Below are 13,945 nucleotides of genomic sequence, written 5' to 3'. Positions count from 1 at the left end.
GGCTTCCGCGCTCTTCCACGTTCCTAGGAACGGTCCAGACGAAGACGTTCCGCTTTCGGCAGGCCGGCGACCACCAGGTCGTAGGAGTCCTCGACGAGTTCACGGATCAGAGGGTCCGGGAGGTCGCCGTCCACCGTGACCGTGTTCCAGTGGCGCTTGTTCATGTGCCAGCCGGGCACGATCAGCCCCTCGTGCTCGCGGCGCAGCCGGATCGCGTCCTCCGGGTCGCACTTGAGGTTGATCGTCAGGGGCCGCGCGTCCAGCTGGGTCAGCGCGAACATCTTGCCCAGCACCTTGAACACCGAGATCTCGGGGCGGAACGGGAAGTCCTCCTCGGCCGCGTTGAACGACAGGCAGAGGGCGCGCAGCTCCTTGGGGCTCACTCCGGCTTCTCCTCTTCGCCGTCGGGCTCGTCCGCCGGGGCGACCGGCTCGGCCAGCACCGTGACGATCTTGTTGCGCCGCCCGGCCGCGGACTCGGCCGTCAGCCGCAGCTTCCGCCCGTCGGGCAGTTCGACGACGCTGGAGGCGCCGGCGATGGGCACCCGGCCGAGGGCCTTGGCGAGCAGACCGCCGACGGTCTCCACATCCTCGTCGTCGTAGGCCTCCAGGCCGTACAGCTCGCCGAGGTCGCCGATGTCGAGGCGGGCGGTGACCCGGAAGCGGTCGGCGCCCAGCTCCTCCACGGGCGGCAGCTCCCGGTCGTACTCGTCGGTGATCTCGCCGACGATCTCCTCGAGGATGTCCTCGATGGTGACGATGCCGGCCGTGCCGCCGTACTCGTCGATGACGACGGCGACGTGGTTGCGCTCCTTCTGCATCTCGCGCAGCAGATCGCCGGCGTTCTTGGTGTCCGGGACGAACACGGCGGGCCGCATGGCCGTGGAGACCAGTTCGCTCTCGGCGTCCCGGTTGATGTGCGTCTTGCGGGTCAGGTCCTTGAGGTAGACGATCCCGACGATGTCGTCCTCGTTCTCGCCGGTGACCGGGATGCGGGAGAACCCGGAGCGCAGGGCGAGGGTGAGGGCCTGCCGGATCGTCTTGTACCGCTCGATGGTGACCAGGTCGGTGCGCGGCACCATGACCTCGCGCACGAGCGTGTCGCCCAGCTCGAACACCGAGTGCACCATGCGCCGCTCGTCGGCTTCGATCAGCGACTCGGCCTCGGCGAGGTCGACCAGCGCGCGCAGCTCCGCCTCGGAGGCGAACGGCCCGCGGCGGAAGCCCTTGCCGGGGGTGAGCGCGTTGCCGATGAGGATCAGCAGCGACGGGATCGGACCCATGACCCGGGCGAGCGGCAGCAGCACGTACGCCGCCGCCGTCGCGGTGTTCAGCGGGTGCTGGCGGCCGATGGTGCGCGGGGAGACCCCGACGGCGACGTACGACACGAGCACCATCACGGCGATGGCGACGAGCAGGGCCGCGGCGGTGCCCTCGAACTCCTTGAGGCAGGCGTAGGTGACCAGCGCGGCGGCGGCCATCTCGCAGACGACGCGGACCAGCAGCGCCACATTGAGGTAGCGGGTGGGATCGGCGGCGATCTGGGCGAGCTTGGCGCTGCCGCGGCGGCCGGACTTGACGGCTTCCTCGGCGCGGAAGCTGGAGACGCGCGCCAGGCCCGCCTCCGCGCAGGCGGCGAGCCAGGCGACGACGACCAGGGCGATCGCGCCGAGGACGAGTTGCGGACTCATGGGCCTACGACACGGTGGGCGCCGGGGACGGGCCGGTCAGGCCCCGCTCGGCGCGCCAGCCGTCCACGATGGCCGCCTGCAGGCCGAACATCTCCGCCTTCTCGTCCGGCTCCTCGTGGTCGTAGCCCAGCAGGTGCAGCACCCCGTGGACGGTGAGCAGCTGGAGCTCCTCGTCCATGGAGTGCCGCGTCGGCGCGTCGGCGCCCTGCTTGGCGGCGACCTCCGGGCACAGCACGATGTCGCCGAGCAGGCCCTGCGGGGGCTCGTCGTCGTCCTTGGACGGCGGCCGCAGCTCGTCCATCGGGAAGGACATGACATCGGTGGGTCCGGGCAGGTCCATCCACTGCACATGGAGCTGCTCCATGGCGTCGGCGTCCACGACGATCACCGAGAGCTCGGAGAGCGGGTGGATGCGCATCCGTGCGAGCGCGTAGCGGGCGATGTCGAGGATCGCCTGCTCGTCGACCTCGGTTCCGGACTCGTTGTTGACGTCGATCGACATGGTGCTGTGTGTGTCTACTTCCCCTTGTGCGCGGACTTGCCCCGGCCGGCCCTGGAGCCGCCGTTCTCGGTGCCGTGCGTGATGTCGTACTTCTCGTACGCGTCGACGATACGGCCGACCAGCTTGTGCCGGACGACATCCTGCGACGACAGCCGGGAGAAGTGGACGTCCTCGACGCCCTCCAGGATGTCCTGGACCTGGCGCAGACCGGACTTCTGCCCGCCCGGCAGGTCGACCTGCGTCACATCACCCGTGATCACGATCTTCGAGTCGAAGCCGAGGCGGGTGAGGAACATCTTCATCTGCTCGGGGGAGGTGTTCTGGGCCTCGTCCAGGATGATGAAGGCGTCGTTGAGTGTGCGTCCGCGCATGTACGCCAGCGGGGCGACCTCGATCGTCCCGGCGGCCATCAGCCGCGGGATGGAGTCGGGGTCGAGCATGTCGTGCAGCGCGTCGTACAGCGGGCGCAGGTAGGGGTCGATCTTCTCGTAGAGCGTGCCCGGCAGGAAGCCGAGCCGCTCGCCGGCCTCGACGGCGGGCCGGGTGAGGATGATCCGGTTGACCTGCTTGGACTGCAGGGCCTGTACGGCCTTGGCCATGGCGAGGTACGTCTTGCCCGTACCGGCGGGGCCGATGCCGAAGACGATCGTGTGCTTGTCGATCGCGTCGACGTACCGCTTCTGGTTGAGGGTCTTGGGGCGGATGGTGCGGCCCCGCGAGGACAGGATGTTCTGCGTGAGGACCTGCGCCGGGGTCTCCGGGCCGTCGCTCGTGCCGGCGTCGCTGGCCTTGAGCATGGCGATCGAGCGTTCCACGGCGTCCTCCGTCATCGGCTGCCCGGTGCGGAGCACCAGCAACATCTCTTCCAGCACACGCGAGATGAGGGCGACGTCCACGGGGTCGCCGGCGGCGCTGATCTCATTGCCCCGGACGTGGATGTCGGCCGCCGGGAAGGCCTTCTCGATCACACGCAGCAGGGAGTCGCCTGAACCCAGAACGGTCACCATGGGGTGCTGGGCGGGGACGGTGAACTGTGCCTTCGCCTGCCCCTGCGCGGGGGTGTGAGCTGTCGGTGTCTCAGTCATGGGCCGGCGCGGCGCGCCTTGCGGTTCCTCCTCGTCACGGCCGCGCATGGCTTCGAGCGGCCTCGCGACTCCAAGGGTACGACGCGGGGCTGACATCACCGAAGAGCTTTTCGGGGGTGGGGGTGCTTCGGGGGCGGGACTTCGGCCGGTCCAGGGGCGCGGGGGCCGTATGCGCCGGGCGCTGCCCACCCTCACGCCGGGTTGCGGAAGCCGATCGTGGGGACGGCCCGGCGCAGGGGCCAGCACACGGACCGGGCGTCGGGGACCAGGCCGTCGAGGAAGGCGTAGCGGCGCAGGGCCGTCGGGTTCTGGCCGTCGACCGAGCGGACCTCGCGCCACCAGGCGCCGATCTCGGCCCAGCCGGGCGCCGAGAGCGAGCCGCCGAACTCCTGCACCGAAAGCGCGGCGGTGAGGCCCGCGAAGGCGAGCCGGTCGGCCAGCGGCCAGCCGGCGAGCGTGCCGGTGACGAAGCCCGCGACGAAGACGTCCCCGGCGCCGGTCGGGTCCAGGGCCTGCACGGCGATCGCCGGGACCTCCGCGGACTCCCCCGTGCGCCGGTCCACGGCGTACGCCCCCTCCGCGCCGAGCGTGACGACCGCGACCGGCACATGACGCGTGAGGGCGTGGGCCGCCGCCCGCGGGCAGTCCGCGCCGGTGTAGCGCATCGCCTCGTCGGCGTTCGGCAGGAAGGCCTCGCAGTGCTCCAGGTCGGCGAGGCCCGCCAGGTCCCACGCCCCGGTGTCGTCCCAGCCGACGTCGGCGAAGATGCGGGTGCCGCGGCTCGCGGCCTTGGCGATCCAGGGGGCTCGCCGGCCGGGCGTGAGGGAGGCGACGGCGGCGCGGGCGTGGGGCGGATGGTCCGGGGCGGGCTCCTCCGGCGGCGGTTCGTGGCCGTGGGAGACCATCGTGCGCTCCCCCTCGTACGCCATCGACACGGTGACCGGGGAGTGCCAGCCGGGCACGGTCCGCGACGGCGTGAGGTCGATGCCCTCGCCCTGTTCCAGCGCGTCCCAGCAGTACTCGCCGTAGTGGTCGTCGCCGAAGGCGGCGGCCAGGGAGGTCCGCAGTCCGAGCCGGGCGAGCGCGGTGGCCATGTTGGCGACGCCGCCGGGGCTGGAACCCATCCCCCGCGCCCAGGACTCCGTCCCGCGGACCGGGGCGGAGTCGAGGCCGGTGAAGACGATGTCGAGGAAGACGGTGCCCGTCAGGAAGACGTCCCAGGGTGGATCGCCTGCCGTGCGCAGGGCGGCGAGCGGGTCGATCCGGGGCCGGCGGTCGCGGTCCTCTCCCATGGATCCCATCGGTCCCATGGCTCCGGTGGACGGGGTCACGGTGCGCTCCCTGACGTGGTGCGGATCTGGCCAGTTTGCACCACGGCACCGGCGAAGCGCCGCTTCCGTCGGGCAACGCACCGCGCCCGCGCGGCCCGAACCGGTGTCAGAGCCGGGGCGGCGCCGCCCCGGGCCGCCCCGCCCTCCCCGGCCCCGACCGGCGTCAGGCCGGTGCCGCCCCGGCCGCCCCGCCGCCCTCGCCGCCCCCCGCTCTCCCGCCGCCCGTGCCGCACCCGGACTCGTCCCGGGTGCCGCCGGTGCCACGGCGGCCCGCGCCTTCACGCGGCGCCGGTCGTTGCGGCCGCCGCCCCGCACACACAGCGCGCTCAGCGCGGCGAGGAAACCGACGAGGGTGAGGCCGACCAGCCCCGCCTTCGTCGAGCCCGTCGAGTCCTCGATGAGCCCGAAGGCGGTCGGCGCGACGAACCCGCCCAGGTTTCCGATGGAGTTGATCAGGGCGATGCCGGGCGCGGCGGCCCGCGCGTCGAGGTAGCTCTGCGGGATCGTCCAGAAGACGGGGGACGCCGGCTTGAACCCCATGGCGGCCAAGGCAGAGGGCGCCCAGTGCCAGCCATGGCGAGACGAACACCGCCAGCAGGGTCCCGGCGCCGCCCAGGAGCAGCAGCGCCACCAGCACCGGGCGCCGCCGCCCGAGCCGGTCCGAGAGCCGTCCGCTGACGTACACCGCGGCGATCGCGCACAGCCACGGCACCGCTGTCAGCAGCCCCACCTGGAACTCGCTCAGGCCGCCGATGTCGGCCACGATCGACGGCAGCCAGAACGTCACCGCGTAACAGGGCCACGTTGATCGCGAAGTAGATCCACAGGAACACCAGCATCTGCGGATCGGCGAGCAGCTTCCAGCGGGAGGGCTGCGCGCGGGCGCTGTCCCGTCCGTCGTGCTCGGCGTCGATGACGGCCACCAGCTCCGTCTTCTCCTGCTCGGTCAGCCAGTCGGCGGTGTCGATGCCGGAGTCGAGGAAGCGGTGGACGACGAAGCCGAGGACCACGGAGAAGACGCCCTCGATGAAGAACATCCACTGCCAGCCTGCGTGCCCCACACGCCGTGCATCTCCAGCAGCGCCCCGGAGAGCGGGCCGACGACGACGGTCGCCGTGCCCGAGCCCATCAGGAAGATGCCGGTGGCCCGGCCGCGGTGGGAGTCGGGCAGCCAGCGGCTGAAGTAGTAGATGACGGCCGGGAAGAAGCCCGCTTCCGCGACGCCGAGCAGGAAGCGCAGGGCGTAGAACAGGGCGGCGCTGTCGACGAAGGCCATCGCCGTCGCCACGACACCCCAGCTGATCATGATCCGGGTGAGCCAGACCTTGGCGCCGAAGCGCTCCATCATCATGTTGGAGGGGATCTCGAAGATCGCGTACGCGATGAAGAAGATGCCGGCGCCGAGGCCGAAGGCGGTGGCCGACAGCCCGACGTCGGCGCGCAGCTGGTTCTGGGCGAAGCCGAGGTTGACGCGGGCGTCACCAGCGCGGGACCGACGGCGTGACCCACCCGGGGTCGACGGTCCGCATCGCGGCCGCGTCGTCGCGGTCGCGCAGCCGGCCGTCGTCGTCGAGCCAGCGCCGGTGGAGGAAGGCGAGCTTGCCGGGGTCGAGCTCGACGCCCAGGCCCGGTGCGTCCGATACGGCGACACGCCCGCCCTCGAACGTCAGCCGCTCGGTGAGGACGTCCTCCGACTGCCAGGGGTAGTGGGAGTCGCAGGCGTGGTGCAGGTTCGGCACGGTGGCCGCGACGTGGGTCATGGCGGCCAGCGAGATGCCGAGGTGGGTGTTGGAGTGCATGGACACCCCGACCCCGAAGGTGCGGCACAGCGCGGCGAGCTGCTGGGTGTTGCGCAGCCCGCCCCAGTAGTGGTGGTCGGCCAGGACGACCTGGACGGCGTCGCGGGTGAACGCCTCCTTGATCTCCGCGAACGTCGTCACGCACATGTTGGTGGCGAGCGGCACGTCGGTGTGGCGGGCGACCTCGGCCATGGCCGGGGTGCCGAGCGCGGGGTCCTCCAGGTACTCCAGGACGTCCGCGAGTTCCCGGGCGACCTTCAGCGAGGTCTCCACGGACCAGGCCCCGTTGGGGTCGAGGCGCAGCGGGCGGCCGGGGAAGGCGCCGGCGAGCGCGCGGATCGCCGCGACCTCCTGCTCGGGCGGGAAGACTCCGCCCTTGAGCTTGTAGGAGGTGAACCCGTACCGCTCGGTGAACAGCCGGGCCTGCGCGACGATCCCGGCCGGGTCCAGGGCCGCCCCCCAGTCGTCCTTCTCCGCGGGCAGGCCCTCGGGGTGCTCGGCCCACTTGTAGAACAGGTAGGCGCTGTACTCGACGGCGTCGCGCACCTTGCCGCCGAGCAGGGCGTGTACGGGCAGCCCGAGCGCCTTGCCGAGGGCGTCGAGGCAGGCGACCTCGAAGCCGGAGAGGACGGACAGGCGCAGCTTGTCGGCCGTCTGCACACCGCGCAGCCCGCCGACGTCGACCTGGCCGGAGACCCGGGAGGCGTCCACGGCGAGCTCGTCGGCCACGGTGAACAGGCCGTTCAGGTCGCTGACCTGGCGGCCGACCAGACGCTCGGCGAACGGCCGGGCCAGCTCCAGGTACTTGGTGTCGCCGTAGGTCTCGCCGACGCCCGTGATCCCGTCGGCGGTGACCACCTCCACGATCAGCCGCGGGGTGTACGGCTGGTGGACGCCCTGGGTGTTCAGCAGCGGCGGGTCGGCGACGAGGATCGGCGTGAGGCGGACGTCGGCGATGGTGAGGTTCACAGGGCGGCTCCTACGAGGTCGAGTCCGGCGGCGAGCAGGGTCCTCAGGTCGGCCAGGTCGGCGGCCGAGGGGTCGGTGAGCGGGGCGCGTACGGGCCCGACGGGGGCGCCGCGCAGCCGGGCGGCCGCCTTGACCAGGGACACGGCGTATCCGGGGACACGGTCGCGCAGTTCGACGAGGGGGACGTAGAAGCCGCGCAGCAGCTTGTCGACGGCGCCGTCGTCACCGGCGCGCAGGGCGGTGAGGAAGGCGTGCGCGATCTCGGGGGCGAAGGCGTGGACGGCGGAGGAGTAGGCGGGCACGCCGACGGTGGCGTAGGCGCGGGCCTGGATCTCGGCGGTGGCGGCGCCGTTGAAGAACAGGAAGTCCTCGGGTGCGGCGAGGGTGAGGCGCTGGAGGCGGTCGAGGTCGCTGTGGCCGTCCTTGAGGCCGATCACGCCGGGGATCCCGGCGATGCGCCGCAGGGCGGCGGCGCTGTAGGCGACCTGGCCGCGCTGGTAGGCGATCAGGGGCAGCCTGGTGCGGGCGGCGAGCTGCTCGAGGTGGGCGACGAGCCCGTCCTGCGGGACGTCGACCAGGTAGTGCGGCAGGACCAGGAGGGCGTCGGCGCCGGCTTCCTCGGCGATCCGCGCGAAGCGGGCGGCCTGGGCCCAGCCGTACCCGGTGCCGGCGACGACGGGCACGCGGCCGGCCGCTTCGGTGACGGCGGCGGTCACGACCTGCCGGTACTCGTCCTCGTCGAGGGAGAAGAACTCACCGGTGCCGCAGGCGGGGAAGAGCGCGCCGGGTCCGGCGGCGATCTGGGCGGCCACATGCGCCCGGCAGCCGTCCGGATCGAGGGTGCCGTCGTCATGGAAGGCGGTGAGCGGGAAGGAGAGCACGCCGCCCGCCATCCCGTCCCGCAGCCTGCGCGCCGCGTCCGTGCGCCGGTCGTCGACCACCAACTCATCTCCCCATGTAGATGTCGTCTATGTATGAAGACAGAGATTAAGGAGCTGAACAGGCAGCGTCAATGGGTCGGTGACCGGCCTTTACGATCGGCACATGGCGGAGACAGGCGGCGGCGTCCGCGAGGTGAAGTCGGCGGCGCGCACGGTGGAACTGCTGGAGCTGCTGGCCGCGCGCGGCGACCGCCCGGCCCGCCTCCAGGAACTGGCGGACGCCCTTCAGGTGCCGCGCAGTTCGATGTACGCCCTGCTGCAGACCCTGATCTCGCGCGGCTGGGTGCGCACCGACGTCACGGGCTCGCTCTACGGCATCGGCATCCACGCCCTGCTGACCGGCACCAGCTACCTGGACTCCGACCCCCGGGTGCGTCTCGTACGCCCCTATCTGGACGAGGCGTCGGACGCGCTCGGCGAGACGATCCACCTGGGCCGGCTGGACGGCCGCAGCGTGGCCTACCTGGCGACCCGCGAATCACACGAATACCTGCGCACGATCAGCCGTGTCGGCCGCCGTCTCCCGGCGCACGCCGGCGCCCTGGGCAAGGCTCTGCTGGCCGGACACCCCGACGACTACCTCCCGGAAGGCCCCTACGAGGCGCTGACACCGCGCTCGCACACCACCCGCGCCTCCCTGCTCGCCGACCTGGCCGCGATCCGTGAGCGCGGCTACGCGATCGACCGCGAGGAAGGCGTGCCCGGCATCGTCGGCTTCGGCTTCGCGCTGCGCTACGACACCCCGGCACAGGACGCGGTCAGCTGCTCGGTGCCGGTGGCCCGGCTGACGGCGGAGCACGAGGAGCGGATCGTCGCGGTGATGCGGGAGATCCGGGCCAAGATCGAGGCCACGGCACCCGGCACGGGCGGCGCCCCCCACTGGCGATAGCGCGGTCTTCTACCCCGCCTCAGGCACACCAAACCGCGACGTGCGCCAGATCACACCCCCCGCCCTTCTTCCCGCCCGCCGCGCTTGATACAAATTCTGCGCGCGTTCCTGTCCGTCGACGGTCGTCGCCCATCCCCCCTTTTGTGCCGCTCCTTTCGCATGCCCTGGGAACGCCCGTGTCCGCCCCCCGCACCACACCCTGGCCCCTCGTCGCCCTCTTCACGGCCGGGTATCTCGCCCCCTACCTGCTGCCGACCACCGTCGGCCGCCTCGACTCCGGTCTGCCGCTGACGGCCACTCAGGCCGGCGCGGTCGGCAGCGCGCTGCTGCTCGGCTCGGCCACCGCCGGTTTCCTCCTGGTCTCCCGGGTGGAGCGGCTCGGCGCCCGTCTGGTGGCCCGCCTCGGCCTCACCCTCGCACTGCTCGGCTACGGCGGTGCCGCGCTCACCGCCGCCGTACCGGCCGTCGTGGCGGGCGCGGTGATCGGCGGGTTCGGCTCGGGCACCATCACGGCGGTCGCCGCCACCGGGATCGCCGCCCAGAGGGACCCGCACCGTACGACCACGGTGGGCCTGCTCGGCGTCTCGGCCCTGGCCGCCGCCCTGTGCCTGACGATCCCGCATCTCGGCCCGGGCCACGCCCAGCCGCTGGCGGCGATCGCCCTCACCGCCCTCGCCGTCTGGCCCCTGACGAGCCGTCTGCCCGCCGACGCCGCCACCTCTGCGCACACGCGGCGCGCCCCGGCCATCCGCCTCCCCCATCTGCGGGCCGGCCTGCTCCTCGCGGCGGCGATGCCGTGCTGGTCCCTCGCGCAGAACGCGCTGTGGGGGGTGAGCGGCCGCATCGGCCTCGCGCAGGCCCACCTGTCGGAGTCGGCGGTCGGCGCGGTGTTCGCCGTGGCGCTGGGCGCCGGCCTGCTGGGCGTGACGGGCGCGGGCGCGCTCGGCCCGCGCTTCGGCCGCGTCGCGCCGATCGGCGTGGGCACGGTGCTGATCGCGGCCTGCATCGCGCTGAGCGCGTCCGCGACCGGCCCGGCGTCCTTCGCGGCCGGCGAGATCGCGTGGAACACGCTCTACCCGATCGTGCTGTCGTACCTCATCGGACTGGCCGCCTCCCTCGACCCGCAGGGCCGCTGGGCGGTCCTGGTCGGCTCGGCCTCGTCCCTCGGCACGGCGGCGGGCCCGCTCACCGGCAGTGTGCTGGCCGCGCAGGCCGGCTTCCCGGTGATGGGCACGGTCCTGGCGGCCGCCCTGCTGGTGGTCGCCGTACCGATGACGGTGGTCGCGCGGGCGGCGGGCCGGCGCGCGCTGCCGGTGGTCGAGTTCCCCGTGGAGACCCCGGCCGTGGTCGAGATCCCCGTGGCGAGCACGACCCCCCTGGCCCGGGAGACGACCCCGGCCGCCTGACCGGCGTACGTCCTCAGAAGACGTACGCCTCCACCTCGGCGAGATACCGTGCCCGCCGCTCCTCGTCGTCGTCCAGGAAGGAGGCGAGGAAGGAGTTGCGGGCCAGCTCGCGCAGCCGGTCCTCGCTCAGGTGCAGGTCACGCCGTACGGCGTCGAAGTTGTCGCCGGCGTATCCGCCGAAGTAGGCGGGATCGTCGGAGTTGACCGTGCACAGCAGCCCGGCGTCGAGCATGGCGGGCAGCGGGTGCTCGGCGAGGACGTCCACGGCTCGCAGCCGCACGTTGGACAGCGGGCACAGCGTCAGCGGCACCCGCTCGCGCACCAGCCGCTCGACCAGCGCGGGATCCTCCATGCAGCGCAGCCCGTGGTCGACGCGCTCGACGCCGAGGACGTCCAGGGCCTCGGTGATGTACTCCGGCGGCCCCTCCTCCCCGGCGTGCGCGACGCGGCGCAGCCCGAGCGCGGCGGCGGCCTCGTACACCTCGCGGAACTTCACCGGCGGGTGCCCGACCTCGGCGGAGTCGAGCCCGATGCCCGTGATCCGGTCCAGGTAGGGCTTGGCAGCGTCCAGGGTCGCCATGGCCGACTCGGCGGACTCGTCGCGCAGGAAGCACATGATCAGCCGGGTGGAGACGCCGTGCCGCGCCTCGCTGTTCCCGAGCGCCCGCCACAGCCCCTCGACGACCGTGCCCATCGACACACCCCGTGCCAGGTGGGCCTGCGGATCGAAGAAGATCTCCGCGTGCCGCACGCCCTGAGCGGCGGCGCGGGCGAGATAGGCGTCGGCGAGATCCTCGAAGTCCTGCTCGGTGAGCAGCACGGCCATCAGGGCGTAGTACAGGTCGAGGAAGGACTGCAGATCCTCGAACCGGTACGCCTCGCGCAGGGCGTCCTCGTCGGCGTAGGGCAGCTGGACCCCGTTGCGCCCGGCCAGCGCGAAGGCCAGCTCGGGCTCCAGGGTGCCTTCGATGTGAAGGTGCAGTTCGGCTTTGGGTAGCGGCATCAAAACATGTTACGGCGATCTCACCGTCGCTTCGGAACCGGCACCCGGAGCAGATCATGGGCCACGGTCAGCTCCCCCTCGAAGCCGGCGGCCCGCGCCTGCCGCTCGAACTCCTCCGGCTCCGAGTAGCGCTGGCTGAAGTGGGTGAGCACCAGGTGCCGCACTCCGGCGTCCCGGGCCACCCGAGCCGCCTGACCGGCCGTCAGATGCCCGTGGTCGGCGGCGAGGCGGGCGTCCTCGTCGAGGAAGGTGGACTCGATGACGAGCAGATCGCACCCCTCGGCCAGGGCGTGGACGCCGTCGCACAACCGGGTGTCCATGACGAAGGCGAACCGCTGCCCGCGGCGCACCTCGCTGACGTCCTCCAGCCGCACCCCGCCGAGCGCGCCCTCACGCTGGATGCGTCCGACGTCGGGCCCCTTGATCCCGTGCGCGGCGAGCCTGTCGGGCAGGATGCGACGCCCGTCGGGCTCGACGACGCGGTACCCGAAGGACTCCACGGGATGGGACAGCCGGCGCGCCTCGAGCGTGTAGCCCTCGGTCCGCGCGATCACCCCGTCCCCGGCCACCGGCGCCTCGGTGATCGGCACGGTCTCCCGGTAGGCCGTGGCGTACCGCAGCCGGTCGAAGAACCGCTGCCCGGAGCGCGGGTAGTGGGCGGTGACATCGTGCGGGACCTGGTCGAGGTTGATCCGCTGGATCACCCCGGCCAGGCCCAGCGAGTGGTCCCCGTGGAAGTGCGTGACGCACAGCCGGTTCAGGTCGTGGGCGGCGACCCCGGCGCGCAGCATCTGGCGCTGCGTGCCCTCGCCGGGGTCGAAGAGGATGCCCTCGCCGTCCCAGCGCAGCAGATAGCCGTTGTGGTTGCGGTGCCGGGTCGGGACCTGGCTGGCGGTGCCGAGGACGACCAGTTCGCGGACGGACACGGCGGCTACCCGGGCGGCCAGTTCAGCCCGCGCCCGCCGAGGACGTGGGCGTGCGCGTGCCAGACGGTCTGCCCCGCGCCGCTGCCGGTGTTGAACACGATCCGGTAGCTGTCCAGCTTCTCCTGATCGGCCACCGCCTGCGTCTCGCACAGCACGTCCGCGGCCAGCTCGGGCGCCTCGGCGGCGAGCGCGGCGGCGTCCCTGTGGTGCGCCTTGGGGATCACCAGGACGTGGGTGGGCGCCTGGGGGTTGATGTCACGGAAGGCGATGGTCGTCTCCGTCTCACGGACGAGCGTCGCCGGGACGCTGCCCGCGACGATCTTGCAGAACAAGCAGTCGTCCTGCGGCTCCCCTGCCATGCGTGTGCCTCCTCGCGCCGGGATGATCGCGTACGGAGGCATCGTAGCGAGTGGCTCCGACAGTGCCGGCGCCGTCACTTGCCCTGCACGGGCCAGCACGTCGGATCGCCCTGGCACCAGATGGTCCGCGTGACGGTCACGGTGACCGTCGGCCGCGCCGGCCCGGGGCCGTTCCCCGGCGGCCTGACGGGTGACGGGGTGGCGTTGCAGTTGCCCAGCCCGCTCACATGGAACACCTGCTTCCCGCCGACCTTGGCGGTCAGATCCCCGCGCACACAGGCCCCGTCGACGGCCCGGGTCACGTGCCCGGTGACGGCGATGTCCCTGCCGTCCTTGGTCTGTCCCCGGCAGTCGACGGTGGCGACGGTGTCCGCGGTGGCGGAGGGCGTGGCCCCCCGGTCGCCGTAACCGGCCGTGCAGGTCAGCCAGCGCACGTCCACGTGCTGCCGCTGAAGCTCCTTGGTCGCGGTCTGGTCGGTGGTGTAGGCGACGGCGGCCGAACCGAGCCCACCGGGATCACAGGCCACGACTCCACCGACCACCACGACGAGAAGGCCGACAACGGAGGAAAGACGCCTCGAACCGCGCATGCCCAGCAGCGTCCCACCACCGCCCGCCGGACGGTAGACCGCATACGGCCACCGGGCGGGTCAACCGCGCAGCAGCAACCACTCCTGAAGTTCCACCAGATTGCCCTCGGGGTCCTTCAGATGGGCGACCCGCATCCGGTCCGTCATCGGGGCCGGGCCGTGCAGCAGCGCGGCCCCGCGTGCGGTGATCTCCTCGCAGTACGCGTCCAGGCTGTCCACCCTCAGCACCACCAGCGACCGGTGTCCTGCCGCCGTCTCCCCCAACTCGCCCAGCACGGACGCCATCATCGCCCGGTCCTGCAAGGCGATCCCCGCGGACCCCGCGGTGGGGCTGAACTTCTCGTACGGCCCCGAAGCCGCCCCCGACTGCGGCTTCAGCCCCAGCACGTCGGCGTAGAAGCGGTAACACGCGGCGAAGTCGGTGACCAGCAGCCGCACTTGAGCCAGTTCCACGA

The 13,945-nt window shown here is 72.4% G+C and carries 16 protein-coding genes; 2 read left to right on the top strand and 14 right to left on the bottom strand.

The genetic code is table 11. The features are described 5' to 3' along the window. Nucleotides 1–23: 23 nt before the first annotated feature. From ACF1GV_RS02230 to ACF1GV_RS02190, 9 genes are all read right to left on the bottom strand, one after another. Nucleotides 24–383, bottom strand: a complete 360-nt coding sequence (locus tag ACF1GV_RS02230) for an MmcQ/YjbR family DNA-binding protein (protein ID WP_391677003.1) — start codon at nucleotides 381–383, stop codon at nucleotides 24–26. Then, nucleotides 380–1,690: a hemolysin family protein gene (locus ACF1GV_RS02225; RefSeq protein ID WP_391677002.1), complete on the bottom strand. Its 1,311-nt coding sequence runs from the start codon at nucleotides 1,688–1,690 to the stop codon at nucleotides 380–382. Before ACF1GV_RS02225 ends, ACF1GV_RS02230 begins: the two co-directional genes overlap by 4 nt. Nucleotides 1,691–1,694: 4 nt before the next feature. Next, nucleotides 1,695–2,192: an rRNA maturation RNase YbeY gene (gene ybeY, locus ACF1GV_RS02220; protein WP_363264679.1), complete on the bottom strand. Its 498-nt coding sequence runs from the start codon at nucleotides 2,190–2,192 to the stop codon at nucleotides 1,695–1,697. A gap of 14 nt (nucleotides 2,193–2,206) precedes the next feature. Beyond that, nucleotides 2,207–3,277 (bottom strand): PhoH family protein, encoded by a 1,071-nt coding sequence (locus ACF1GV_RS02215; protein ID WP_391677000.1) that lies wholly within the window; start codon nucleotides 3,275–3,277, stop codon nucleotides 2,207–2,209. Between the two features lie 191 nt (nucleotides 3,278–3,468). Further along, nucleotides 3,469–4,587: a carbohydrate kinase family protein gene (locus tag ACF1GV_RS02210; protein WP_391678453.1), complete on the bottom strand. Its 1,119-nt coding sequence runs from the start codon at nucleotides 4,585–4,587 to the stop codon at nucleotides 3,469–3,471. Between the two features lie 184 nt (nucleotides 4,588–4,771). Continuing rightward, entirely contained in the window at nucleotides 4,772–5,338 is a 567-nt protein-coding gene (locus ACF1GV_RS02205) for a hypothetical protein (RefSeq protein ID WP_391678452.1), read from the bottom strand. Between the two features lie 216 nt (nucleotides 5,339–5,554). Beyond that, nucleotides 5,555–6,034: an MFS transporter gene (locus ACF1GV_RS02200; RefSeq protein WP_391678451.1), complete on the bottom strand. Its 480-nt coding sequence runs from the start codon at nucleotides 6,032–6,034 to the stop codon at nucleotides 5,555–5,557. A 52-nt stretch (nucleotides 6,035–6,086) separates the two neighbouring features. Continuing rightward, nucleotides 6,087–7,376, bottom strand: coding sequence for a glucarate dehydratase family protein (locus ACF1GV_RS02195; RefSeq protein ID WP_391676998.1), 1,290 nt, complete (start codon nucleotides 7,374–7,376; stop codon nucleotides 6,087–6,089). Next, entirely contained in the window at nucleotides 7,373–8,269 is an 897-nt protein-coding gene (locus ACF1GV_RS02190) for a 5-dehydro-4-deoxyglucarate dehydratase (protein WP_391678449.1), read from the bottom strand. Before ACF1GV_RS02190 ends, ACF1GV_RS02195 begins: the two co-directional genes overlap by 4 nt. Nucleotides 8,270–8,420: 151 nt before the next feature. Between ACF1GV_RS02190 and ACF1GV_RS02185 the strand changes: the two genes are divergently transcribed. Both ACF1GV_RS02185 and ACF1GV_RS02180 read left to right on the top strand, forming a co-directional pair. Beyond that, complete coding sequence (locus ACF1GV_RS02185) at nucleotides 8,421–9,206, top strand: IclR family transcriptional regulator (RefSeq protein ID WP_391676996.1); 786 nt, start codon at nucleotides 8,421–8,423, stop codon at nucleotides 9,204–9,206. Nucleotides 9,207–9,382: 176 nt separating this feature from the next. Beyond that, the gene (locus tag ACF1GV_RS02180) at nucleotides 9,383–10,612 is read left to right on the top strand and encodes an MFS transporter (RefSeq protein ID WP_391676995.1); all 1,230 of its coding nucleotides are present in this window, start codon (nucleotides 9,383–9,385) and stop codon (nucleotides 10,610–10,612) included. Between the two features lie 13 nt (nucleotides 10,613–10,625). Here ACF1GV_RS02180 and ACF1GV_RS02175 read toward each other — a convergent pair whose 3' ends face one another. The 5 genes from ACF1GV_RS02175 to ACF1GV_RS02155 form a co-directional block, all read right to left on the bottom strand. After that, nucleotides 10,626–11,615 carry an adenosine deaminase gene (locus tag ACF1GV_RS02175; protein ID WP_391676993.1) on the bottom strand — a complete coding sequence of 330 codons (990 nt, stop codon included), beginning with the start codon at nucleotides 11,613–11,615 and terminating at the stop codon, nucleotides 10,626–10,628. 20 nt (nucleotides 11,616–11,635) lie between these two features. Next, complete coding sequence (locus ACF1GV_RS02170; RefSeq protein ID WP_363264687.1) at nucleotides 11,636–12,541, bottom strand: ribonuclease Z; 906 nt, start codon at nucleotides 12,539–12,541, stop codon at nucleotides 11,636–11,638. Nucleotides 12,542–12,546: 5 nt separating this feature from the next. Continuing rightward, nucleotides 12,547–12,900: an HIT domain-containing protein gene (locus ACF1GV_RS02165; RefSeq protein WP_391676992.1), complete on the bottom strand. Its 354-nt coding sequence runs from the start codon at nucleotides 12,898–12,900 to the stop codon at nucleotides 12,547–12,549. 74 nt (nucleotides 12,901–12,974) lie between these two features. Further along, nucleotides 12,975–13,490 (bottom strand): hypothetical protein, encoded by a 516-nt coding sequence (locus ACF1GV_RS02160; RefSeq protein WP_391676991.1) that lies wholly within the window; start codon nucleotides 13,488–13,490, stop codon nucleotides 12,975–12,977. Nucleotides 13,491–13,550: 60 nt separating this feature from the next. Further along, nucleotides 13,551–13,943 (bottom strand): VOC family protein, encoded by a 393-nt coding sequence (locus tag ACF1GV_RS02155; protein ID WP_391676990.1) that lies wholly within the window; start codon nucleotides 13,941–13,943, stop codon nucleotides 13,551–13,553. Between the last annotated feature and the right edge of the window lie 2 nt (nucleotides 13,944–13,945).

This window comes from Streptomyces sp. NPDC014006 (assembly GCF_043088925.1).
Classification (GTDB): Bacteria; Actinomycetota; Actinomycetes; order Streptomycetales; family Streptomycetaceae; genus Streptomyces.
Note: the sequence above shows the minus strand (reverse complement) of the source record. Positions and strands in the feature narration are given on the sequence as shown.

Coding starts and splice junctions, on each gene's coding strand:
- ACF1GV_RS02225 (WP_391677002.1), bottom strand. CDS start 1,690: ATGAGTCCGCAACTCGTCCTCGGCGCGATCGCCCTGGTCGTCGTCGCC.
- ybeY (WP_363264679.1), bottom strand. CDS start 2,192: ATGTCGATCGACGTCAACAACGAGTCCGGAACCGAGGTCGACGAGCAG.
- ACF1GV_RS02215 (WP_391677000.1), bottom strand. CDS start 3,277: ATGACTGAGACACCGACAGCTCACACCCCCGCGCAGGGGCAGGCGAAG.
- ACF1GV_RS02210 (WP_391678453.1), bottom strand. CDS start 4,587: ATGGGACCGATGGGATCCATGGGAGAGGACCGCGACCGCCGGCCCCGG.
- ACF1GV_RS02190 (WP_391678449.1), bottom strand. CDS start 8,269: ATGGCGGGCGGCGTGCTCTCCTTCCCGCTCACCGCCTTCCATGACGAC.
- ACF1GV_RS02185 (WP_391676996.1), top strand. CDS start 8,421: ATGGCGGAGACAGGCGGCGGCGTCCGCGAGGTGAAGTCGGCGGCGCGC.
- ACF1GV_RS02175 (WP_391676993.1), bottom strand. CDS start 11,615: ATGCCGCTACCCAAAGCCGAACTGCACCTTCACATCGAAGGCACCCTG.
- ACF1GV_RS02165 (WP_391676992.1), bottom strand. CDS start 12,900: ATGGCAGGGGAGCCGCAGGACGACTGCTTGTTCTGCAAGATCGTCGCG.
- ACF1GV_RS02160 (WP_391676991.1), bottom strand. CDS start 13,490: ATGCGCGGTTCGAGGCGTCTTTCCTCCGTTGTCGGCCTTCTCGTCGTG.